Source organism: Allocoprococcus similis (genome assembly GCF_054660775.1).
This window is the reverse complement of sequence record NZ_BAAHSG010000039.1, coordinates 12,541-35,534: the sequence shown is the minus strand read 5'-3', so window position 1 is coordinate 35,534 and position 22,994 is coordinate 12,541. Positions and strand designations below refer to the sequence as shown.

Annotated in this window: 17 protein-coding genes, 2 pseudogenes and 1 other annotated feature; of the genes and pseudogenes, 16 read left to right on the top strand and 3 right to left on the bottom strand. The window is 41.4% G+C overall.

The annotated features are described in order from the left end of the window. Positions 1-186 precede the first annotated feature (186 nt). The 8 genes and pseudogenes from ACYQ5K_RS14215 to ACYQ5K_RS14180 form a co-directional block, all read left to right on the top strand. Positions 187-1,431: an extracellular solute-binding protein gene (locus ACYQ5K_RS14215; RefSeq protein WP_173687902.1), complete on the top strand. Its 1,245-nt coding sequence runs from the start codon at positions 187-189 to the stop codon at positions 1,429-1,431. 12 nt (positions 1,432-1,443) lie between these two features. Then, positions 1,444-2,823, top strand: coding sequence for a carbohydrate ABC transporter permease (locus tag ACYQ5K_RS14210; RefSeq protein WP_173687876.1), 1,380 nt, complete (start codon positions 1,444-1,446; stop codon positions 2,821-2,823). Between the two features lie 2 nt (positions 2,824-2,825). After that, on the top strand, positions 2,826-3,698 hold the full coding sequence (locus ACYQ5K_RS14205) for a sugar ABC transporter permease (protein ID WP_173687877.1): 873 nt from the start codon (positions 2,826-2,828) through the stop codon (positions 3,696-3,698). 8 nt (positions 3,699-3,706) lie between these two features. Continuing rightward, the gene (gene pulA, locus ACYQ5K_RS14200; protein ID WP_173687878.1) at positions 3,707-5,644 is read left to right on the top strand and encodes a type I pullulanase; all 1,938 of its coding nucleotides are present in this window, start codon (positions 3,707-3,709) and stop codon (positions 5,642-5,644) included. Between the two features lie 20 nt (positions 5,645-5,664). Beyond that, positions 5,665-7,620 (top strand): amylo-alpha-1,6-glucosidase, encoded by a 1,956-nt coding sequence (locus ACYQ5K_RS14195; protein WP_173687879.1) that lies wholly within the window; start codon positions 5,665-5,667, stop codon positions 7,618-7,620. Between the two features lies 1 nt (position 7,621). Continuing rightward, a complete protein-coding gene (locus tag ACYQ5K_RS14190; RefSeq protein WP_459777811.1) occupies positions 7,622-9,376 on the top strand; it encodes a glycoside hydrolase family 13 protein in 1,755 nt (584 codons plus the stop codon). 20 nt (positions 9,377-9,396) lie between these two features. Beyond that, positions 9,397-9,510, top strand: a pseudogene (locus tag ACYQ5K_RS14185) (alpha-amylase family glycosyl hydrolase); the annotation flags it as partial. Next, positions 9,488-10,224, top strand: a pseudogene (locus tag ACYQ5K_RS14180) (transposase); the annotation flags it as partial. The pseudogenes ACYQ5K_RS14185 and ACYQ5K_RS14180, both read left to right, overlap by 23 nt. 156 nt (positions 10,225-10,380) lie before the next feature. Here the strand turns inward: ACYQ5K_RS14180 and ACYQ5K_RS14175 are convergent. Next, positions 10,381-10,728: a helix-turn-helix domain-containing protein gene (locus ACYQ5K_RS14175; protein ID WP_173687881.1), complete on the bottom strand. Its 348-nt coding sequence runs from the start codon at positions 10,726-10,728 to the stop codon at positions 10,381-10,383. A 123-nt stretch (positions 10,729-10,851) separates the two neighbouring features. Here ACYQ5K_RS14175 and ACYQ5K_RS14170 point away from each other — a divergent pair, with 123 nt between their 5' ends. From ACYQ5K_RS14170 to ACYQ5K_RS14140, 7 genes are all read left to right on the top strand, one after another. Continuing rightward, positions 10,852-11,145, top strand: a complete 294-nt coding sequence (locus tag ACYQ5K_RS14170) for a hypothetical protein (protein ID WP_173687882.1) — start codon at positions 10,852-10,854, stop codon at positions 11,143-11,145. Positions 11,146-11,216: 71 nt separating this feature from the next. Then, positions 11,217-11,467 (top strand) — a binding site (T-box leader). Positions 11,468-11,641: 174 nt separating this feature from the next. Continuing rightward, a complete protein-coding gene (locus ACYQ5K_RS14165; RefSeq protein WP_459777810.1) occupies positions 11,642-12,661 on the top strand; it encodes an ABC transporter substrate-binding protein in 1,020 nt (339 codons plus the stop codon). A 30-nt stretch (positions 12,662-12,691) separates the two neighbouring features. Next, the gene (locus ACYQ5K_RS14160; RefSeq protein WP_173687884.1) at positions 12,692-13,579 is read left to right on the top strand and encodes an ABC transporter permease; all 888 of its coding nucleotides are present in this window, start codon (positions 12,692-12,694) and stop codon (positions 13,577-13,579) included. Beyond that, positions 13,566-14,339: an ABC transporter ATP-binding protein gene (locus ACYQ5K_RS14155; RefSeq protein WP_173687885.1), complete on the top strand. Its 774-nt coding sequence runs from the start codon at positions 13,566-13,568 to the stop codon at positions 14,337-14,339. Before ACYQ5K_RS14160 ends, ACYQ5K_RS14155 begins: the two co-directional genes overlap by 14 nt. 339 nt (positions 14,340-14,678) lie before the next feature. Continuing rightward, positions 14,679-16,811: an anaerobic ribonucleoside-triphosphate reductase gene (gene nrdD, locus ACYQ5K_RS14150; protein ID WP_459777809.1), complete on the top strand. Its 2,133-nt coding sequence runs from the start codon at positions 14,679-14,681 to the stop codon at positions 16,809-16,811. Further along, positions 16,812-17,309 carry an anaerobic ribonucleoside-triphosphate reductase activating protein gene (nrdG, locus tag ACYQ5K_RS14145; protein ID WP_173687887.1) on the top strand — a complete coding sequence of 166 codons (498 nt, stop codon included), beginning with the start codon at positions 16,812-16,814 and terminating at the stop codon, positions 17,307-17,309. Next, on the top strand, positions 17,293-17,808 hold the full coding sequence (locus ACYQ5K_RS14140) for a dCTP deaminase/dUTPase family protein (RefSeq protein ID WP_173687888.1): 516 nt from the start codon (positions 17,293-17,295) through the stop codon (positions 17,806-17,808). Before nrdG ends, ACYQ5K_RS14140 begins: the two co-directional genes overlap by 17 nt. 330 nt (positions 17,809-18,138) lie before the next feature. On the opposite strand, the gene ACYQ5K_RS14135 is transcribed toward ACYQ5K_RS14140, so the two are convergent. After that, positions 18,139-19,497 carry a spore germination protein gene (locus ACYQ5K_RS14135; protein WP_173687889.1) on the bottom strand — a complete coding sequence of 453 codons (1,359 nt, stop codon included), beginning with the start codon at positions 19,495-19,497 and terminating at the stop codon, positions 18,139-18,141. A gap of 255 nt (positions 19,498-19,752) precedes the next feature. Here ACYQ5K_RS14135 and ACYQ5K_RS14130 point away from each other — a divergent pair, with 255 nt between their 5' ends. Continuing rightward, the gene (locus ACYQ5K_RS14130) at positions 19,753-20,619 is read left to right on the top strand and encodes a DegV family protein (RefSeq protein WP_173687890.1); all 867 of its coding nucleotides are present in this window, start codon (positions 19,753-19,755) and stop codon (positions 20,617-20,619) included. 157 nt (positions 20,620-20,776) lie between these two features. Here ACYQ5K_RS14130 and ACYQ5K_RS14125 read toward each other — a convergent pair whose 3' ends face one another. Further along, entirely contained in the window at positions 20,777-22,945 is a 2,169-nt protein-coding gene (locus tag ACYQ5K_RS14125; protein WP_459777808.1) for a TaqI-like C-terminal specificity domain-containing protein, read from the bottom strand. Positions 22,946-22,994: the final 49 nt, after the last annotated feature.

Here is a 22,994-nt window from a genome sequence, read left to right as displayed (position 1 = left end):
AAAATAAAAATTTAGGTAAGTTTCGATAATGCGAAAACATAAAATAATGCACAAAAAAGAACGAGACAAAATGTGCAAATTTAATAAAAATAAGTGGCTATTTGAAAAAAGATTGACGAAAAAATGAAAAAGACGTATATTATGCTTAACGAAACAATACGAAACAAAGGAATGAAAGGAAGAAAGATGATGAAGAGAGGACTGGCAACATTTCTAACAGGAATCATGACTGTAACTCTGGTGGCAGCAGGACTAACCGGATGTGGGAGCAGTACGGCGGATAAAGGGTCAGAAAAAGTCAGACTGATGGTATGGTCTCCATCGGAAGATCAGTCAAAAGACAGTGGCGAATGGCTTCAGACAATGTGCAATAATTTTGCAAAAGAGCACCCGGAGTGGGATATTACATTTGTCTATGGAGTAGCTGATGAAGCGACAGCCGCAGATCAGGTGGCACAGGATCCGGAAGCAAGCGCAGATGTATTTATGTATGCAAACGACAGGATTACATCGCTTACAGATGCGGATGCAGTAGCAAAATTTGGTGGAAAGTATAAAGAAGAGATTGAATCAACCAACTCGGAGGTGCTTTTAGATTCGTTGACGGTTGACGGAGAACTTTATGGTGTCCCGTTTACAACCAATACCTGGTATATGTTTTATGACAAGTCTGTATTTTCAGAGGAAGATGTGAAAAATCTGGATACGATGCTGGAAAAAGGAACAGTATCCTTCCCATTTACTAATTCATGGTATCTTCCAGCATTTTATCTGGGAAATGGATGTACTTTGTTCGGAGATGGAACAGACGAGTCAAAAGGAGTTGATTTTGCAGGAGAAAAGGCAGTGGATGTAACCAATTATGCAATTGATCTGGCAGCCAATCCAAATTTTAAAATTGATGCAGATGGATCAGGACTTGCAGGACTTCGTGATGGCAGTGTAAATGCAATGTTTACCGGATCGTGGGATGCAAATGCAATAAAAGAAGCACTTGGAGATAATATGGGAGTTTCATCGCTTCCGACTTATACAATTAACGGACAAGAGAAGCAGATGCTTGCATATGCCGGTTCAAAGGCAATCGGAGTTAATGCACATAGTGAATATATGGAACAGGCAGTTGCACTTGCTGTTTATCTGGGAGGAAGTGATGCACAGAGAGCACACTACGAGATGAGAACTGTGATTCCGTGCAATACAGAACTTTTAAAAGAAAAAGACATTGCATCCGATCCACTTGTTCAGGCACAGAATGATACCTTTAACAATACATCCATACTTCAGCCATTCGTGGCATCCATGAGTAACTGTTGGGTGCCGGTTGAGAATATGGGGAAAGGAATTCGTAACAAGAGTGTGACACATGAAAATGCTGAAGAACAGACGGAAGCAATGAACGAAGCAATGAACAGCAATGGAATCAATTAAGAGGTAAGCGGAATGAGTATATTTAAGAAAAAAATCAATGAATTTCCAACGCCATATACCTGCAAAAATGCAGTGAAAAAAGGTGGATTAGAGACTAAGCTTTCCATGGTCCTGATGGGATTTGGAAACATCGTACACGGTCAGATTATCAAAGGTCTTTTGTATCTGGCAATTGAAATTGCCTACATCGTCTTTATGGCGGTAAATGGAATCGGATTTATTGGCGGTCTTCGGACACTTGGAACTGTACAGCAGCAAGAGGTGTGGGATGAAGCAAAGCAAATTTATCTTTACACAAAAGGGGATCAGTCCGTTCTGATTCTACTTTATGGGGTGACGACAATCCTGCTGACGATTCTTATGATTTTGGTATGGAGAGGAACCCTGAAAAGTGCATATAAAGCAGAGTGTCTTCAGAAAGCAGGAATGCATGTGAATACATTTGCGGAAGATTTGAAGTCTCTTCTGCATGAGAATCTGTACCGTTTATTTATGACACCACCGACAACATTCATCTTTGTGTTTACTGTACTTCCGTTGGTATTCATGATTTGTATGGCATTTACTAATTACAGTCGTATCGGAAACCATCTGATGCTGTTTGACTGGGTAGGACTTGATAACTTCAAGACATTATTTGATTCAGGAAGTATTCTCGGAAGTACTTTCTGGTCGGTTCTTGGATGGACGATTGTCTGGGCGTTTTTTGCAACCTTCAGCAACTATATTTTCGGAATGATCCTTTCCCTTTTGATCAACAGAAAGGGAACAAGAGCAAAAGGATTCTGGAGATTTTGTTTTGTCCTTTCCTGTGCCGTACCGATGTTTGTATCCCTTTTGATCATGCGTACTATGTTACAGCCGGAAGGAGCAATCAACGTACTTCTCAGAAATATAGGACTGATTGCAAGTGATGCAAGCCTTCCATTCTTTACAGATGCAACATGGGCGAGGGTGACGGTTATTATCATCAATATCTGGGTAGGTGTGCCGTATACTCTGCTTCAGCTGACAGGAGTGCTTCAGAACATTCCAGAAGAACTTTATGAAGCTGCAAAAGTGGATGGTGCAAATGCCTTTCAGACATTTACAAAGATTACATTGCCGTACATGCTGTATGTGACAACACCATATCTGATTGTAACCTTTACAGGAAATGTCAATAACTTCAATGTCATTTATCTTCTTTCAGGAGGAGATCCGGTAACAAACCTTTCTTCAACTGCAGGTAAGACAGACCTTCTGGTTACATGGCTCTATAAACTGACAATCGACAAACAGTACTATAACATTGGTGCGGTAATTGGAATCATGACCTTTATCATTCTGGCAATTGGTGCACTTTTCACATACCGTAACAGTAAATCCTATAAAGAAGAAGGAGGATTTTAATCATGGCAGGAAAGAAATTACAATCTGCAAAAAAGAAGAAAATGATCAACAATACGATTGTACATATCGTTCTTGCGGTGCTGGCAATTATCTGGTTATTCCCGATCGTATGGGTAATCCTGACCAGTTTCCGTGCGGAAAAGGGCTCTTATGTGTCAACCTTCTTCCCAAAAGCATTTACGCTAGATAATTATGTGAAATTATTTACGGATACATCTATTTTAAATTTCCCGCAGATGTTTATGAACACACTGTTTATCGCAATCTGTTCCTGCATTTTATCTGCGTTTTATGTGCTGGCGGTATCCTACTGTCTTTCAAGACTGAAATTTAAAATGAGAAAACCGTATATGAACATGGCAATGATTCTCGGCCTGTTTCCTGGATTTATGTCCATGATCGCTGTGTACTTTATATTAAAGGCGATGGGGCTTACGGAAGGAAGTCTGATTAAGCTGGCTTTGATTTTGTGTTATTCCGGCGGTGCAGGACTGAGCTTCCAGATTGCAAAAGGATTTTTTGATACAATTCCGGTTGCAATTGATGAGGCTGCACTTTTGGATGGATGTACCAGATGGCAGATTTTCAGTAGAATCACACTGCCACTTAGTAAGCCGATCATTGTATATACAGTGCTGACATCTTTCATGGCTCCGTGGCTCGATTTCATTTTTGCAAAGGTAATCTGTAGAGCAAACTCAGACCAGTATACGATAGCTATCGGACTTTGGAAAATGTTGGAAAAAGAATATATTGACAGCTGGTACACCAGTTTTGCGGCTGGGGCAGTTCTGATTTCAATTCCAATCGCAATTCTCTTCTTGTTCATGCAGAGATACTATGTAGATGGCGTATCAGGCGCAGTGAAAGGATAAGGAAGACGATGAAGGATAAAATAGAATTAAAAAAATATTACTCTACAAAAGAATTTCTTGAAAATTATATTTATGAGGGAAATAATCTTGGTGTAGAATGTACAGAAGAAGGAACGACATTCCGTCTGTGGTCACCACAGGCGGAATGCGTTAGTTTAAACCTGTATCAGACAGGGAATGGAGGAAATGCGTACAAGCAGATTCCGATGAAAAAAGCAGAAAAGGGTGTGTGGAGTTGGAGGAGCAAAGAAGAACTTCACGGCGTTTATTATGATTATCTGATTACCCGCGATGGCGAAGAAGTTCGATCAGCAGACCCATATGCAAAGGCATGCGGAGTTAATGGATTGCGCAGCATGGCAGTGAATCTGAAAAAGACCAATCCAGAAGGATGGGAAAAAGATCAGGCACCAGAAGAAGGGCCGGAGCGAATTGTCTATGAACTTCATGTAAAAGAATTTTCGTGGGATAAAGCAGGTGGTTTTCCAGAGGAATATCGTGGAAAATATAAAGCATTTACATGCAGACATACGACTTTGAACGAGGACGGAATTCATCCGACCGGGTTGGATTATTTAAAGGAACTCGGGGTGACACACATCCAGATTATGCCGATGTACGATTACGGTTCTGTAAATGAAGCAGGCAAGGATACGGAATTCAACTGGGGATATGACCCGGTTAATTACAATGTGCCGGAGGGCTCCTATGCGACAGATGCCAGACATGGAGAGGTGAGAATCAGAGAAATGAAAGAGATGATTCAGGCAATTCATGAAGCTGGTTTTAGTGTGATCATGGATGTGGTTTACAATCATACTTATTCACTGGATTCCTGGTTTCAGAGAACTGCACCTTGGTATTTTTACCGGGTATTTCCGGACGGAACAGTATCTGACGGCTCTGCCTGTGGAAATGACGTGGCAAGTGAAAGAGAGATGTGTGCAAAATACATTTTGGAATCGGTGCTTTACTGGACAGAGGAATATCATATTGACGGATTTCGTTTTGATCTGATGGGACTTCTGGATGTAGATTTGATGAACCGGATTCGAAGTGAACTGGATCAAAGATACGGAAAAGGAAAGAAGATCATTTACGGAGAGCCATGGGCGGCAGATAAGACGGCTGTAGAAGGCAATAAAAAACTGGCAGCAAAAGAAAATATCGGACTTTTGGATGAAAATATCGGGGCGTTCTGTGACAGTACCCGAGATGGAATCAAAGGCTCTGCACTACGTGCAAAGGAAGCAGGGTTTATAAACGGGGCAGAAAGAAAAGAAGATGAAATGCTTGCAAGTGTGACAGCGTGGTGTGCAAATCCTTATCAAGCAGAAGGCTTTGAAAATGTGAAAGCACCTTCGCAGATTGTTACCTATGTATCAGCACACGACAATTATACGTTATGGGATAAATTAAAAGAGACAGTCGTAGAGAAAAATGAATGTTTGAGACTGAATAAAATGGCGGCGGCAGTCTATATGACTTGTCAGGGAACGTTATTCTTTTTATCAGGAGAAGAATTTGCCCGTACAAAAGACGGACAGGATAATACTTTTAAGGCTCCGATTTCTCTGAACCGTCTCGATTGGGAAAAGGCATGGGAAAACAAGGACCTGGTTCATTATTATCAGGGATTGATTGCACTTCGAAAACAGCTCTCTGGACTTTGTGACAAATCAAAAGACAGTTATAAACAAATCACGGATATGTGGAAAGAAAAAGATGTAGTAGGCTTTACTGTGCTCAATGATGAAGCATCAAGATGGAGTCAGGTGAAGATAATTTACAATGCAAGAAAAAGTAGTTATAAAGTGAAATTTTTGGATGACGGCTGGAAAATCTTAAGCGATGCTAATGACAGCTGGTGCTGGGAAAAAGGAGTCTGTGCAGAAAGACAGATAGAAGTTGCACCGCAGAGCGTGTTGATACTTGGACGTAAATAATGATTAAGGAGGAGTAGTACATGAAGTGGATTTATGGCAGACAGGATTGGAAAACATTAGAGAGAGGACTTGAAAACTGCTATCTTTTAACCAATGGACTGGGAGGTTTTTCGTCGCTTACGATGACCGGAGCTGTGGCAAGAAATGACCATTCGGTATTCATGGCATGTACGAAAGCTCCAAATCATAGGATAAATATGATTCATCGGATGAGAGAAGAATTGGATATCGGAGAATCAAAATATGTTCTTTCAACCCAGGAATTTGCGAATGGAACAAAAGAAGAAGGATATCGTTATCTTGCAGAATTTTCTTTTGAAATTCTTCCATCGTGGCGTTATCTGATAAATGGAGTAGAGATAGAAAAAGAGATTGTGATGGCACAGGGCAGCAATCAGATTGCAGTGAATTATCATCTGAAAAACCGTGGTCAGAAAGAGGCTGTTCTCTGTGTAACTCCGTTTTTTCAATTTGAACCTAAAGGGGAAGATTTGAAAGAAGGTAAGATATTTTCAAGACAAGAGCAAAAGATTACCGATGGAAAGTATAATCTTTTCTTTGAAACAAATGGAGAAGTAGAAGGATTTACAGAAAAGAAAGAAACGTATTTTTATCGCTATGATGAATGTGATGGAAGACGAGAAAATGGAATAGCAAGCGCAGTTTATCAGATTAATAAACAAGTAAAGCCAGGGGAAGAGACAGATTTGACAGTGATTTATTCGATGGAAAGTCTGATTGATATGGACGCAAAAAAAATATTTGATAAAATAAAAGAAGAGCAGATCCATTATCAAGAGAACCTTATAAAGACTTCAGGCTTGAAAAATAAACTGGCACAGACACTGGTTTGTAGTGCAGACAAGTTCCTTTCGAAAAGAGAGTCTACGGATGGATTGACTATTCTTGCCGGATTTCCTTTTTTTGAGGACTGGGGAAGAGATACAATGATTGCGCTTCCGGGAATCTGCATCTCCACAGGAAGATTTGAAAGCACAAAATCAATCTTGCAGACATTTGCATTTTATGAAAAAGATGGATTGATGCCAAATCTGTTCCCGGAGGGCGAGAATGAGCCACTTTATAATACTGTAGATGCGGCACTATTATTTATCAACTGCGTGTGGTTATATTATGAAAAAACTCAGGACGTCAAATTTGTAGAGGAAATGTATCCGGTAATGCAAAGAATTATTTTCGGTTACGAGAAAGGAACACATTTCAATATCCATATGGAAGAAGATGGCCTTATCAGTGCCGGAACAGGTCTGGATCAGGTGACCTGGATGGATGTGCGTGTGGGAGAGATTCTTCCGACACCAAGGCATGGGAAACCGGTGGAGATTAATGCTTACTGGTACAATGCACTTTGTATAATGCATAAGTTTTCTGAAGTTTTGAAGAAAAATGAAGAGCAGAAATATAGAGAACTCGCACAGAAGGTGAAAGAAGCTTTTGCACGAGAATTCTGGATGGAGGAAAAACACTGCCTGAAGGATGTAATTTCAGAAACAAAGGCAGATACACAGATTCGCTGTAATCAGATATGGGCGGTGTCTATGCCATTTACGATGCTGGATGAAGAGAAAGAAAGACAGATTGTAGATACGGTATTTGAAAAGCTGTATACGCCGTATGGTCTTCGTACACTAGATCCAACAGACGAGGAATTTCATGCATGCTATGGAGGAGAGATGATAAAAAGAGATCTTTCCTATCATCAAGGAACCGTCTGGACTTTCCCGATGGGCGGATATTATCTCGCTTACCTAAAAGTAAATAAAGACTCAAGAGAAGCAAAAGAGACTGTGACAAAGCAATTGGAAGTGTTGGAAAGTGCAATGCGTGAAGGATGTATTGGCCAGCTCCCTGAGATTTATGATGGAGAGATACCGGTTTCTTCAAAAGGATGTTTTGCGCAGGCATGGAGTGTAGGAGAAATCCTGCGTGTTTATGAAAAATTGGAGGAAAAATAAGATGGAGTTTACTGGGGTATACCATAAAACATTAGAGCAAATGAGTTATCCGTTGGATGAGGACAGATTAATTGTAAATATTAAGACCGGATATGATGTAAAACAGGTCTTTATTCATTACGGAGATCCTTATGAAGCAGGAATCCTGGGTGGAAAGGAAAAATGGATTGGAAAAAGAGAGGAAATTATTTATAAAAAACGTTTGCCACACCAAATCTGGTGGACAACAACGCTTTTTCCAGAATATAAACGATGTAAATATTATTTTGAACTGAGAACAGAAGAGGAAGTCTGGTATTATTTTGAAGATGGTTTTCTGACTGAAGAGCAGCTTCAGATGGATGGTCGTATGCAGCAGTGCTTTATTGTACCGTGGATGAATCCGGCAGATATAAATCGCACACCGGCATGGGTAAATGATACGATTTGGTATCAGATTTTTCCGGACAGGTTCTGCAACGGGACACCGGAAAAGAATGGAAATGATATCACGCCGTGGAGAAATCACGGAACCGTGACCAATCAGGAAAAATTCGGAGGAAATCTGGAAGGAATCCGTCAGAAACTATCCTATCTTCAGAACCTCGGAATTACCGGGATTTATTTTAATCCAATTATGGAAGCAGAATCCAATCACAAATATGATACTACAGATTACACAAAGATCGATCCGGCTTTCGGAGATGAAGAAACAATGAAGGCGCTTTGCATGGAAGCACATGAAAAAGGAATCCGCATTATGGTAGATGCAGTATTTAATCACTGCGGAAGAAAATTTGCACCATGGATTGATGTGCTGGAACATGGAAAAGATTCTTGTTATGCGGATTGGTTTATGGTGGAAGACTGGGAACAAATCGGAAAAAGAGCAGACACTAGAGACAGACGCTTTTACTCTTTTGCATTTGCAGATACGATGCCAAAGTTGAATACGAATAATGAAGAAGTAATTGAGTATTTTTGCAAGGTCTGTGAAGAATGGGTTCAAAAATTCGATATAGACGGAATCCGTTTCGATGTAGGAAATGAAGTATCACATCGGTTCTTAAAGCGTATACGAGAACATTTAAAAATGGTAAAACCGGATATTTATCTGTTAGGAGAAATCTGGCACGATGCAAGTCAGTGGCTGCAAGGAGATGAGTATGATTCCGTTATGAATTACCCATTGCTCAGCGGAATCCATGACTTTTTCCTTGATAAAACGATGAAAAAAGAGGAATTTGAATTTATGGTGAATCGTTGCTATACCATGTATATGCAGCAAAATAATGATGTACTTTTCAACCTGCTGGATTCCCACGATACGGAGAGACTTATGAATCGTTTTCATGATTTAGATAAATTTTATCAGCAGCTTGCAATTCTCTTTACGCTTCCGGGAAGCCCTTGCATTTATTACGGAACGGAAATCGCAATGGAAGGAGCCCATGACCCGGACTGCAGAAGATGTATGCCATGGAGTGAGATTGAAAGCAAAGAAAATCAGGAAAAGATTACAATGATGCGGAAACTGATTATGCTTAGAAGAAACGAGAAAATGTGCAGAAGCCCACATTTCCATTTCCCGGATACATATGAAAATGATCGATGTGTAGAATATATTAAGTTAGATGAAGATGGTAATAAAATTGAGGTCCTGTTAAATGCATCAGAGGAAGAAGTAAAGGTAAAAGGAGATGGGGAAATTCTTTTTGCCCGAGAATTTGATGGAGAGATACTTGGCGTAAACGGAACGCTCATTCGTAGAATTTAGGGAACATAAAGAAAGGAGAGGATATTCCAGGAATTATCAGCAGATTGGATTATTTGAAAAAACTTGGAATAGATGCAATCTGGCTCTCACCGGTGTATCGTTCTCCACAAGATGACGATGGATACGATATTTCCAGCCTATAATGTACAGGTCGGTGTTGCAGATGAGTACATTGCTGTTGTTGATGTAAACCAGTATTGCTCAGATATGGATTGTTTTATTCCACTAATGAACAAGTTTTATACTACATATGGCTTTTATCCGAAGTACCCAGTGGCAGATGCCGGATATGGTTCTTACAATAATTACATCTTCTGTGAGCAACATGGAATGAAAAATATATGAAGTTCCCCATGTTCAAGAAAGAGACTACTGACAAGAAGTATCATGAAGATCCATTTCGTGCAGTAAATTTTCCAATCGAGAAAGACGGGATCATGCGTTGCCCAAACGGGAAAAGATTTTATCTTCAGTATAGAAAAAACGTAAAAGGCAACAAGTATGGGCGTCAGGAAGAAGTGTATCAGTGTGAAGATTGCTCCGGCTGTCCATACGCAGAACAATGTAAAAAGACAGATAAAAACCGTACTGTCCGGATCAACCGCGAACTTACAGCGATGCATCAAGAAGTGATTGAAAATCTCGAAAGTATCCAGGGAGCACTTCTGAGGATGAACAGATCCATCCAGGCAGAAGGTACATTTGGTATCATAAAAAACGACCGTTGGTACAAAAGGATTGTCCGAAGAGGAATAAAATCTGTACTGCTCGAAGTATTTCTTGTTTCTATTGGACACAATCTTTATAAATATTACAACAAACAGAAAAAAACAGAAACTGCCGCATAGGATTCCATAATATCTTTTCTTATGGGGTAAGGGGAGTTATACACTTTTTTATAAAATATAATGATTGTTGCATCCATAAACAAAAAGGCGCATGAAAAAACTTTCGTTTTTTCACACGCCCATTTTTTTTCTCCTCTGGGGTGGCATAGACTACATTTATTTTTCGCCCATCTCTGGCGGAATCTTTTCTAACAACTGCCGGATATTGTCACGGATCAATTGTTTATAATTATCAGGAAGCGGTGTGATCATATCCAGGATCTCGGCATTGAGCGGATCCTTTGAATGAATGGAATCATCCAGATAGTCACAGATCAGATAATCAAATTTGACATCTAATGCTTCTGAAAAATTAAGCATGGTTGCAAAGGATGTTGCCTGGCTGCCATTTTCAATCCGGCTTATCGTTGTCTCATCAAGATTTAGTTTTTCTGCTAGTGCTGCCTGTGTAAGACCTGCTTTGTGACGTGCCTGCCGAACGCGTGTACCGAAATTCTTTTCCATGCTGTTTATCTCTCCTTCATAAAAGTAGTGTAGCATTTCAATTTGAAAAAAGAATGACATTATATGCAAGTTGACTTTATAAAAACGCCATGATAGGATATGATTAAAAAAGGGGGGAGAGAAATGGATTGGGAATCGTACAGAACAGATCTTGAGGCGATAAAGCTTGCGGTGAATGAATGTGAAAGACTTGGAGTGGATAAAGAAGAACTCCTCATAATCAGTATTTACCGTCTCTATGAATTTTATAAAACAGAAGACGACAGAGTCTATCTTCTGGGGGCATTATTGCATCTTAAGGCTTATCTTGAACTGGGGATGGAATATGAAAAGAACCGTAAGATCTTTTCACTGATTTTAGATAATTACGGGGTGTGTTATCAGGATATTTTTCAGGGAGCTGAGAAAATAGAGTAGAAAAATCTGAAAAATTCCAAAAATCAGGTTGACAAACAGAGAATAAAGAGGTAATATAACAACCATAGATTGTGAAACCGTTGAGAAAGAGGAGTAGGTTATCGAACGATATCACAGAGAGCAGCAGGTGGTGGGATTGCTGTATGGAGTTGATGATTGAATGGACTTTCGAGGGCAGCCTGAAATCAGACGAATGAGAGTATGGTTTGTCGGGAACCAAACCCGTTATCAATAAGGGATGTATGTTAGTACATAAAAGAGGACAGGAAACTGTTAAAGTTGAGTGGTACCGCGTTAATAGAAGATATTAGTCGCCTCAATCCGTAGAAGGATTGAGGCGTTTTTTATTTACCGGACCCCCCTTTCCTGATAAATAAAAAGCCTCCGGCAGGATGTTACATATGTATTCCTGTTGTGGTACGGCGCGGAATCAGGAAACACCTTCTCTTGAAAGCTAACAAAGAAAATTATTTATCAAGAAGAGGAGAACAAAATTATGAAAAAGAGAACAATCGCAGTATTATTAACAATGGCAATGGCAGCAGCAATGATGGCAGGATGTGGAAGCAAGTCGGATTCCAAGACAGCAGACGGAGAAAAGAGTTATACAATCGGTATTTCCCAGTTTGCAGAGCACGGATCCCTTGACAACTGCCGTGAAGGATTTTTAGAGGGCCTGAAAGAAGAAGGTATTGAGGAAGGAAAGAACCTGAAGGTTGAATACAAGAACTCGGCAGCAGATATGGGAACTGCATCACAGATCGCAAGCAGCTTTGTATCCGACAAGGTAGATCTGATCTGCGGAATCGCAACACCAAGTGCACAGACAGCATACAATGCTGCGATGGATACAGATATTCCGGTTATCTATACTGCAGTTACAGATCCGAAAGCAGCAGAGCTTGCAGATGATAAAGGGAACCCGGTTGGAGAAGTCACAGGAACCAGTGATAAACTTCCGATTGAAGCACAGCTGAAAATGATCCGTGAACTTCTTCCGGATGCAAAGAAGATCGGTATCCTCTATACAACAAGTGAGGCAAACAGCGTATCTGCAATTGCTGAATACAAAGAAAAAGTCGGTGACTATGGATTTGAACTTGTAGAAAAGGGAATTACAAATACATCAGAAATCGCACTTGCAACAGACGATCTTCTGTCACAGGTTGACTGCATCAGCAACCTGACAGATAACACGGTAGTAAGCTCACTTGCAACCATTCTGGATAAGGCAAATGCAGCAAATATCCCGGTATTCGGAAGTGAGATCGAACAGGTGAAGCTTGGATGCCTGGCAGCAGAAGGTCTTGATTATGTAGCACTTGGTAAACAGACAGGTAAGATGGCAGCAAAGGTTCTCAAAGGAGAAAAGAAAGCATCTGAAATGCCATTTGAGACGATCACAGAAGCAGGACTTTACCTGAATACAAAAGTAGCAGAAAATCTTGGAATCACAGTGGAAGATGATCTGAAAAACAGCGCGGTAGAGACATACGATTCTATCAGCGAAAACTAAATTTGAATTAGAAAAGTGAGGAGCAATGCAATGAGCTTTGCAGTATCAATTTTGGAGCAGGGACTGATTTACGGAATCCTTGCACTGGGAATTTATATAACATACAAAATTCTGGATTTTCCAGATCTGACCGTAGATGGCAGCTTTCCATTAGGAGCTGCCGTAACGGCGCTTATGATCACAAAAGGAGCGAACCCGTATCTGACACTTCCGGTTGCATTTGCGGCAGGTGTGGCAGCCGGTATCTGTACCGGACTGATCCATGTCAAATGCAAGGTAAGAGATCTGCTTTCCGGTATCATTATGATGACAGCGCTCTGGACGATCAACCTTCGCGTGGCAGGAACAGCCAATGTACCGCTGTTTTCCCAGAAGACAATCTTTAAAAATGATACACTGGATAAGCTGGTTCCGTCAGGATTTTCCGCTTACTCTACATTGCTCATCATTCTGATCATTGCGTTAATTGTGAAAATCATTCTGGACCTTTACCTGAATACCAAGTCAGGATACCTGCTCCGCGCAGTCGGAGATAACGATAAACTGGTAACTGCAATGGCAAAGGATGAAGGAAATGTAAAAATCCTGGGACTTGCAATCGCAAATGGGCTGTGTTCACTTGCGGGATGTATTTTCTGCCAGGAAGAACGTGTATTTGAAATTTCCAGTGGTACAGGGGCGATGGTAATCGGTCTTGCAAGTGTTATCATCGGAACCAGTATTTTCAAAAAAATCAGTTTTGTAAAAACAACGACAGCTGTACTGATCGGTTCTATCATTTACAAGGCCTGTGTGGCAATCGCGCTGAAGAACTTCGAACCGCAGGATATGAAGCTGATCACAGCCGTGTTATTCCTGGTAATCCTGGTGCTTAGTATGGAGAGAAAGAAGAAGGTGAAGAAGAATGCTGGAGCTTAGAAATATCCACAAATATTATAATCCGGGTACAGTCAATGAGATGTGTCTTTTTGAGGACTTCAATCTGACGATCAATCAGGGCGAATTTGTATCCGTAGTAGGAAGTAACGGTTCCGGTAAAACTTCGATGCTGAATATCATCTGCGGAAGTATTCCGGTAGAATCCGGACAGATCCTGATCGATGGAAAAGATATCACAAGGGTAAAAGAATACAAGAGAAACCAGAAGATCGGACGCGTGTACCAGAATCCATCTATGGGAACCTGCCCGTCCATGACGATCTTGGAAAATATGTCTCTTGCGGACAATAAAGGAAGGTTCTACGGACTTGGACGGGGAACGAATAAGGCACGTATTGATTATTACAGAGAGCAGCTCGCCCAGCTTGGTCTTGGACTGGAAGATAAGCTTCATGTCAAGGTAGGATCACTTTCCGGAGGACAGCGTCAGGCAATGGCACTGCTGATGTCTACGATGACACCAATCGAGTTCCTGATCCTGGATGAGCATACCGCAGCGCTGGATCCAAAGACAGCAGAACTGATCATGGAGCTGACCGATAAGATTGTAAAAGAAAAGAATCTGACAACGGTTATGGTCACACACAATCTCCGCTATGCAGTAGAATACGGTAATCGTCTGATCATGATGCATCAGGGACATTGTGTGATGGATAAGGCAGGAAAAGAAAAAGAGGATACCTCGATCGATGAGATCCTGACGATGTTCAATGAGATCAGTATTGAGTGTGGAAACTAAAAAATACAAGATTATGAATTGAAGAGATAAGCAGAAAGAAAACAGTTTCGGCTTATCTCTTTTTGTATCTTCAAAGGTTTTAGAAAAATTATTCGAGGATTTTCAAAATGAAAGACTATTGTCTGAATACAGAAGGAGAAGCCTATCTTGTATAAAATGTCAATGGATTTTCGGGAATATACCTGTAGAAGATTTGGTTGTCTGGCTGCCGGAAAATTGGTCATTTTCACAGATTGACGCTCTCAATGTGATAGTGCTAGAATAGAGGAAAACGATCAAGATATAGTATGCATTTTAAATAGAATACAATATATTGTAGTTATCAGAAAGGAGAGCAAGATGAGCTTAAACAATGTGAAAGTTGTAAAAAAAGACGGGACAAAAGAAGAATTTAACGTGCAAAAAGTCGTTGTGGCAGTCAATAAGTCTGCATATCGTGCACTGATCAAATTTTCACAGAAAGATATTGATTTTATCTGTCATTTCGTAGAAGAAAAGGTAGAAGAACTCGGAGTGAATGAGATCCGGATTCCGGAGATGCACAATATTGTAGAGGGTGCGCTTGAGAAAGTGAATCCGATCGTGGCAAAAAGTTACCGGGACTATCGGAATTACAAGCAGGATTTTGTGCAGATGCTGGACGAGGTTTATAAGAAAAGCCAGTCGATCATGTATATCGGGGACAAAGAGAACAGTAATACAGACAGTGCACTGGTGTCGACCAAGCGAAGCCTGATCTTCAATGAGCTGAACAAAGAATTATATAAGAAATTTTTCCTGACGGTGGAAGAATTACAGGCAATCAGGGAAGGATATATTTATATCCATGATATGTCAGCCCGAAGAGATACGATGAACTGCTGTCTCTTTGATGTGAAAAGCGTACTGACCGGTGGATTTGAGATGGGAAATCTCTGGTACAATGAGCCAAAGACACTGGATACGGCATTTGATGTGATCGGAGATATCGTACTGAGTGCGGCAAGCCAGCAGTACGGAGGATTTACCGTGCCGAGCGTAGATGAGATCCTGGAGCCTTATGCGAAGCGTTCCCATGAAAATCATCTGAACAAATACAGAAGCCTCGGACTTTCGGAAGAAGTAGCACAGGAGGTTGCCTGGAAGGATCTGGAAAAAGAGATGGAGCAGGGATTCCAGGGATGGGAGTATAAGTTCAACTCCGTATCCTCAAGCCGCGGAGACTATCCATTTATTACCATGACCAGCGGAACCAATATCAGCAAATACGGAAAGCTTGTCACAAAGACAATGCTGGAAGTAAGAGCAGGAGGACAGGGAAAGCTGGGACATAAAAAACCGGTACTTTTCCCGAAAATCGTGTTCCTTTATGATGAAAATTTACATGGACCTGGAAAGCCTGGAGAAGATCTTTTTGAAGCCGGAATCGAGTGCTCAAGAAAAACTATGTATCCGGACTGGCTCAGCCTTACCGGAAAAGGCTATGTGCCGAGTATTTACAAGCGCTACGGAAAGGTCATCAGTCCGATGGGATGCCGTGCATTCTTATCTCCATGGTATGAAAGAGGCGGTATGAATCCGGTGGATGAAAAGGACGAACCGGTATTTGTCGGAAGGTTCAACATCGGTGCGGTCAGTCTCCATCTTCCGATGATCCTTGCCAAATCCAGACAGGAGAACCGGGATTTCTTTGAGGTACTGGATTACTACCTGGAACTGATCCGGAAGCTTCATATCCGTACTTACGAATACCTCGGAGAGCTGCGTGCTTCTACGAATCCGCTTGCCTACTGTGAGGGTGGTTTCTATGGCGGACATCTGAAGATCCATGACAAGATCAAACCGGTGCTGAAATCGGCAACCGCTTCCTTTGGAATTACGGCGCTCAATGAATTCCAGCAGCTTTACAATAAAAAGTCTTTGGTAGAGGATGGAGCATTTGCCATCAAGACCATGGAATATATCAACATGAAGGTCAATGAATTTAAAAAAGAGGACGGCTATCTGTATGCGATTTACGGAACACCGGCTGAGAATCTGTGCGGTGTGCAGGTACAGCAGTTCCGTAAAAAATATGGAATCGTGGAAAATGTATCGGACAGGGCGTATGTGAGCAACAGTTTCCACTGCCATGTAACCGAGGATATTACACCGATCGAAAAGCAGGATCTGGAAAACCGTTTCTGGGATCTGTGTAACGGTGGAAAGATCCAGTATGTAAAATACCCGATCAATTATAACAAAGAGGCTATCAAATCACTGGTACGCCGTGCAATGGATATGGGATTTTATGAGGGCGTTAATCTGTCACTTGCCTACTGTGATGACTGTGGTCATGAAGAGCTGTCTATGGATGTGTGTCCGGTATGTGGAAGCAAGAATCTGACGAAGATTGACCGTATGAACGGATATCTGTCTTATTCGAGAGTTAAGGGAGATACCAGACTCAATGATGCCAAGATGGCAGAAATTGCGGAAAGGAAAAGTATGTAAATGCGTTACCATAATATAACAAAAGATGATATGCTCAACGGGGATGGCCTGCGGGTTGTCCTCTGGGTTGCAGGATGTGACCATTGTTGTAAGGAATGTCACAATCCGGTGACCTGGGATCCGAATGGTGGGCTTTTCTTCGATGAAAAGGCGAAGGCAGAGATTTTTGAAGAGCTGGAGAAGGATTATATCAGTGGGATCACATTCAGTGGAGGCGACCCGCTGCATTCGGCAAATGCCTATGAGGTCATGATGCTGGCAAAAGAGATTAAAGAAAAATTTCCGTCAAAGACGATCTGGCTTTACACCGGTTATGAATGGAAAGATATCAAGAATATGGATATTGTAAATTATCTGGACGTTCTGGTGGACGGAGAATTCGAGGTTGATAAGAAAGAACTGGATCTGCACTGGAAGGGCAGCGCGAACCAGATGGTCATTAACGTACCGGAGACATTAGGAAAAGGAGAAATTGTATTACATGAAGAGAATTGCTAAATTTCACAAAGTAAGTCTGGAACAGTTTATGGAAGGATGGAAGGATACCTTTGGTGAGCAGTATACAGAGGATCAGATCAAGGCTTTATATGAAGAAGTCAAACTGCCGAAGCGTGCAACAGCAGGAAGTGCCGGATATGATTTCTATGCACCGGATGATTTTGTGATCGAGCCGGGAAAGACGATCAAGATCCCGACAGGGATCCGTGTGGAAATGGAAGAAAACTGGGTACTCAAATGCTACCCGAGAAGTGGACTTGGATTCAAATTCCGTCTGCAGCTGAATAATACGGTAGGAATTATTGACAGTGATTATTTCTATTCTGATAATGAAGGTCATATTTTTGCGAAACTGACGAATGATACCAATGAGAATAAAACGGTAGAGCTTGGAAAAGGAACAGGCTTTATGCAGGGGATTTTTGTTGAGTATGGAATTACTGTGGATGACGATGCGACAGCAGTCAGAAACGGGGGATTTGGAAGTACGACGAAGTAGGGTTGTAAAAAAGAGTGACTATTGTATAGGTTGTGTTGGCGACCGGGATCAAAAAAATAGTGTTCAATTCCATTGTGCAAGGGCATTACGATGAACCTCTGAGGGCGAAAATTGTGTCAGCAAAGGCTTCCACAATTTTTGAGTTTCATCTCCATTGCACAATAAGTGAATTGAACACTATTTTTTTGATCTCAGTCGCCGGATTTACTGTATTAGAGAGGCGTTTTTTTACAAGGCTGGACTGATAACCGGTTGAGGAGATTTAGGTAGTGGTGGAAAGGTGAAGGTTATGTAGGTGTAGCCTGCAATTTTGTTGCAGGCTACAGGGGATTAGTTTAATTTTACGTTCAGGTAACTACGGCCGGAGAGGGTTTTGTTGAAGGTGATGCAGAGGACGACGATGAGACATCCGATAACAAAGCCGGGGAGGTTGAAGATGGCGGTGAGGATGAGGAGCAGGAGGCGCATGAATTTTAATGCGTAGCCTAGTTCAAAGTTGGGCTGGGTGTAGTTGGCGATGGAGACGAATGCCATGTAGAGCATGATCTCGCTGTTGAACCAGCCGGATTCGACGGAGAATTCGCCCATGACGATACCGGCAATGACGCTGAGAGGGGTGCTGAGCATACTTGGAGTGTTGAGGGCGGCAAGGCGGAGTCCGTCGATGGCAAGCTCCAGGATCAGGATCTGGAAGATCAGGGGGATGTTGACGGTATCTTCGATCAGCACGAAACGGAAGATATCCGGGATCCATGCCGGGTTCTGCATAAAGAGCAGAAAGAGAGGAACCATGAATACGGTCAGCAGTGTGATCAGTACACGGGAAATTTTCAGGTAGATTCCGGTGAGCGGTGGAAAATAGTAATCATTTGCCTCTTCGATCATATCAAAGATGGAGGTTGGCAGAACCAGTGCAGATGGGGAGGTATCAGTAAGGATGATAACTTTTCCTTCCATCAGACAGGCACAGGCTGTGTCTGGCCGTTCGGTAAATTTATATTTTGGAAATGGATTGTACCATTTGCGTTGAAAGAGAGCTTCCGCAAGAGATTGCTGGCTCATTTTCAGATCCTGGGATTTGATTTCACCCAGCTTGTTCTGGATGGTAGTCAGAAGCTCCCTGTCCACGCGGTCGGACATGTAGCAGAGAGCTACATCGGTACGGGTGGAAGCGCCGGCTTCATACATTTCCATGATCAGATGGGGATCCCGGATCCGGCGGCGCATCAAGGCAGTATTGAAGACGATGGTTTCCACAAAACCGTCACGGGAACCACGCAGGGATTTGTCTTTATCCGGTTCCTCGATGCTGCGGGACGGGTAAGTACGGCAGTCGATAGCAATAGCGGCTTCATAGCCGTCAATAAAGAGGCAGGTGACACCGGACAGCAGGTTTTTGAAAATGCTGTCAAAGTCACCGAGAATATCGACTTCTACATAGGGGATGCAGCTTGCAGAAAAGGAAGTTGCATCCTCTGGCATATCATCGGCGGAGATGTTGAGGAAGGAGTCCATAAGTTTCAGCATGGTTTCATCCTTGGTGAAACCATCAATAAAATAAAAGGCACTGTTTTGACCGCCGATGATCAGATTTCGTTCGATAATATCAAAGCTCTTTTTTACAGGAAGAGCCCGGTTCATATATCTTGTATTGTCGGTGAGAGAAGCACTGACAGTATGTTTTTCCATATTGAATCCTCCATTCAGAGATAATTTAAAGTTAAGAAAGTCTGGAATCCCGGAAATATTTTACTGCCTGGATTCTGCATAGATTTAGCATTTCACAAAAAAAGGAAAATATACCGGATTATGACAAAAGTTATAAGAAACTTAAGATTTTTTTAGCATGGGAAAAAGATTTTGCTATCTTGCGGAAAAGAGGGTATACTGTACATAATTATAAGTAATATATAAATCCCTAAAGGGATGAAGGAGGGCACACTTATGAGTGAATATATGATCATGACAGACAGCACAGTGGATTTACCGAAGGAATACCTGACCGAGGAGCTTGGGGTTCCATATATTCCTCTTACTTATCTGATCGATGGACAGTCTTATGAGGATATGATTGGACTTACCGGAGAAGAATTTTTTGCAAAGGTCAGGGCAGGATCCATGCCGACAACTTCCCAGATCAATCCGGAGCAGGCAAGAGAAGCACTGGAACCGTATCTGAAAGAGGAAAAGGATATTTTATATATTGCTTTTTCGTCAGGACTTAGCGGAACTTATAACAGTATCCGGATGGCAGCAGAAGAATTGCAGGAAGAGTATCCGGAGCGGAAGCTGATTGTAATTGATTCGCTCTGCGCATGCCTGGGTGAAGGACTTCTTGTGTACAAAGCTGTTCAGTTAAAGCGTGCGGGAAAAAGTCTGGAAGAAGTGGCTGCCTGGGTGGAGGAGAACAAGCTTCACATCATGCATAACGTTACGATTGATGATTTATTCCATTTACATAGAGGCGGAAGAGTATCTAAGGCTTCCGCGATCGTTGGAACGATGATCCAGATCAAACCGATCATTCATATGGATGAGCATGGCGAATTGAAGGTTATCGGAAAAGAGCGTGGAAGGAAAAAAGCACTGACGCATATTGTAGATATGGCAGTGAAACAGTCCGAAGGATGGGACAATGATATCGTGATGATCACACACGGTGACTGCAAAGAGGATGCGGAGTTTGTGGCAAGACAGGTGGAAAAGAAGATGGGAGTCCACAATATTCTGATCAACTGTATCGGAACAGTTATCGGATCACATACAGGTCCGGGGGTTGTGGCTGTGTTCTGTATGGGGAATAAGAGATAAGATTCTGTAAGAAGAGGAGCTCAGACCGTTTTTGGTCGCTGAAAAGGATGTCCTTGATGTTGTCAAGATGAAAGGAAGATAAGAAAAAAGCCAGAGCAGACCTGGCAACCCTGTTGTTAAATAAGGGAAGCCAGGAATATCTCTGGTTTTTTGTGTGTCAGAACAGAAATTTGTTTTCTCCATCTACTGCATGCTTAATGATATCCTGCTCTTTAGAGGTAAGATTAAATAATTTAAAAATCAATTGGTCAAGTTGTTCGTAGGCAATTTGTGCTCCCTCAGGAGGCAGTCCGTTAATTAGTGGTTCGACAGCTTGGATGATACTGTTTTGCATACCGGCATCAACATCCGGAATCGGAATATTTTCAATATGAGAACGCAATACCTTCACGGAATGAAAATCCATTTTGTAAATAAACTGTGCAACTCTGGAATTAAGGATGGCAAGAATATATTTTATATGCAGTCCTTCAAGTTTGGGGATGACCACGTTGCAGCTATTCAAAGAAAGTGTTTGTTTATCATCATAAGCAAAGACAAGCTGGCTGCTGATAAAACGATACAAAAGCTTTTCTGGCGCACGGTACATTTCTATAGGTGCTACCTGCTGAAAATTCTGTGGGTTAAACACGATATAGTTTGGGCTCGGATTAGTATGGTACTTACAGATATCGGAGCCTTTTAAAATAACTTCGTTATCTTTGGTTTTCACGGAAGAAATATATTTTTTATTATTTCCGGTTACGATTCCTAAAGCAAAATCGGCGTTTCCGGCAAGAAAAATTGTTTTAGGAGTATGCCGGATTTTTTCAAGTAGCTGATATTCTGCATCCGTTGTATGAAAGCTGAAATATTCGGCTGAAATTTTACGGTCTGTCAGAATGGTTGTGCAGTGACCACAGTCGGAAACTTCCATTCCGATTGTTGAAAGTGGCTTTCCGGTGTGAATGAGCTGTAATATAATGCAGGGACACTGGACTTTATCAAATGCGTTTCCTAAAAACTCAAGATACCGGACGGAATTGTTTTCCATAATAGCAGTACGGATCGGTGTATGTGCTTTTACATTAAGTATTGCTTCTGGAAGAATGAAAGAAAGCTGTCCGTTTATGGATAAATTACTCAGTGCTTTTTCAATAAACAAATCATAAGACTCGATATTTTTCCCTGAAGCAGTCCGATATTTTTTGCGAAGCTTTTCTTTTTCTGATTCGGAAAATTCATATCCCCATGGTGGATTACCGATGATATACTGGTAAGAAGCTTTTAAATCAGATGCAAGATAATCGGCTTCGGTTATATGCTCGTACAGAGTTTTGATAGAGAGAATGTCATATTTCAAAACCATATTCAACCGGGTAATTTTTACACTGATTGTATCGGTATCATTGCCGTAAATCTGGTCAAAGCAAACGTGTGCTGGGAGTTGCAATAAAAAATTCCCAGTCCCACAGCAGGGATCCAGAATTCTGGCATCTGATGCAATATCCAGTTTTCCGATCAGCTTTTTGACGATTTTGGTAGGCGTATAGTAGGAACCGGTTGCCTTGCGGCTGCCGATATTTTTACAGGAAATGTAAATGAGTCCAAGGATATCTTCAGCAGGTTCGTATACATAATCAAAATCAAAAAGTTGAGAATATTTTTCACAGAAATGCAGTGCTTGTTCAGAATCAGCAATCAAAGCATAGATCAGTTCGTCGTATAGAGCCAGGGTGATTTCTTTTTTTAAAAATCTGCTCAGCAACACTTTTTCGTGTTTGAAAGAAAGATCATATTTTTGGGCAAGCAAATGTAAGGCACAGTCAGCAATGAGATATTGAATCACATCTGATGAAAGTGCAATGGATTCGCCTGTTACAATTCGGAGAATCTGCTGCAACAGTTCAATGTTCTGACAGTTTTCAGAAACATAGGCACTGTAAAGGGAATTGCCACAGATAAATTTTTTGTTGCGCCTGCTTTTCAGAGATTGGTTCTTTCCGGATTGAAGTTCTGCTTTCAGCTTTTCGGCATACTGTTTTGTAAAATAAGGCTTTTTCTGATCCGTATATTCTGGAATGAGTTTGCCAAGCTTGATCCAGTTACGACCGGTTGCAGTCGAAATGGAAAGCATATCACATAATTCTTTTAAAGAGAGATAATCGGAATCTTCAGGGAAATCAGTTGTTCTTTCATCGGAAGGTTTGGTAGCAGAATCGGGGATTAACCAGATGCCGCTGACCATTTTACAACCGTCAATACGGTTGGTTTCACAGAGCTTTTGCACGCGGCGTTCGGATAAATGGAACCGCTTTGAGGTCTCTTTTACAGAAATATAATCCATAGTCATATAGACTCCTTTGACAAATAATATAATATATATTATATACGGT

Excerpts from the sequence above, each read along its gene's own strand:
- ACYQ5K_RS14125 (WP_459777808.1), bottom strand. The coding sequence starts at position 22,945 with ATGGATTATATTTCTGTAAAAGAGACCTCAAAGCGGTTCCATTTATCC.
- ACYQ5K_RS14130 (WP_173687890.1), top strand. The coding sequence starts at position 19,753 with ATGAGTGAATATATGATCATGACAGACAGCACAGTGGATTTACCGAAG.
- nrdD (WP_459777809.1), top strand. The coding sequence starts at position 14,679 with ATGAGCTTAAACAATGTGAAAGTTGTAAAAAAAGACGGGACAAAAGAA.
- ACYQ5K_RS14140 (WP_173687888.1), top strand. The coding sequence starts at position 17,293 with ATGAAGAGAATTGCTAAATTTCACAAAGTAAGTCTGGAACAGTTTATG.
- ACYQ5K_RS14135 (WP_173687889.1), bottom strand. The coding sequence starts at position 19,497 with ATGGAAAAACATACTGTCAGTGCTTCTCTCACCGACAATACAAGATAT.
- ACYQ5K_RS14215 (WP_173687902.1), top strand. The coding sequence starts at position 187 with ATGATGAAGAGAGGACTGGCAACATTTCTAACAGGAATCATGACTGTA.
- nrdG (WP_173687887.1), top strand. The coding sequence starts at position 16,812 with ATGCGTTACCATAATATAACAAAAGATGATATGCTCAACGGGGATGGC.
- ACYQ5K_RS14195 (WP_173687879.1), top strand. The coding sequence starts at position 5,665 with ATGAAGTGGATTTATGGCAGACAGGATTGGAAAACATTAGAGAGAGGA.
- pulA (WP_173687878.1), top strand. The coding sequence starts at position 3,707 with ATGAAGGATAAAATAGAATTAAAAAAATATTACTCTACAAAAGAATTT.
- ACYQ5K_RS14210 (WP_173687876.1), top strand. The coding sequence starts at position 1,444 with ATGAGTATATTTAAGAAAAAAATCAATGAATTTCCAACGCCATATACC.
- ACYQ5K_RS14205 (WP_173687877.1), top strand. The coding sequence starts at position 2,826 with ATGGCAGGAAAGAAATTACAATCTGCAAAAAAGAAGAAAATGATCAAC.
- ACYQ5K_RS14165 (WP_459777810.1), top strand. The coding sequence starts at position 11,642 with ATGAAAAAGAGAACAATCGCAGTATTATTAACAATGGCAATGGCAGCA.
- ACYQ5K_RS14175 (WP_173687881.1), bottom strand. The coding sequence starts at position 10,728 with ATGGAAAAGAATTTCGGTACACGCGTTCGGCAGGCACGTCACAAAGCA.
- ACYQ5K_RS14155 (WP_173687885.1), top strand. The coding sequence starts at position 13,566 with ATGCTGGAGCTTAGAAATATCCACAAATATTATAATCCGGGTACAGTC.
- ACYQ5K_RS14170 (WP_173687882.1), top strand. The coding sequence starts at position 10,852 with ATGGATTGGGAATCGTACAGAACAGATCTTGAGGCGATAAAGCTTGCG.
- ACYQ5K_RS14190 (WP_459777811.1), top strand. The coding sequence starts at position 7,622 with ATGGAGTTTACTGGGGTATACCATAAAACATTAGAGCAAATGAGTTAT.
- ACYQ5K_RS14160 (WP_173687884.1), top strand. The coding sequence starts at position 12,692 with ATGAGCTTTGCAGTATCAATTTTGGAGCAGGGACTGATTTACGGAATC.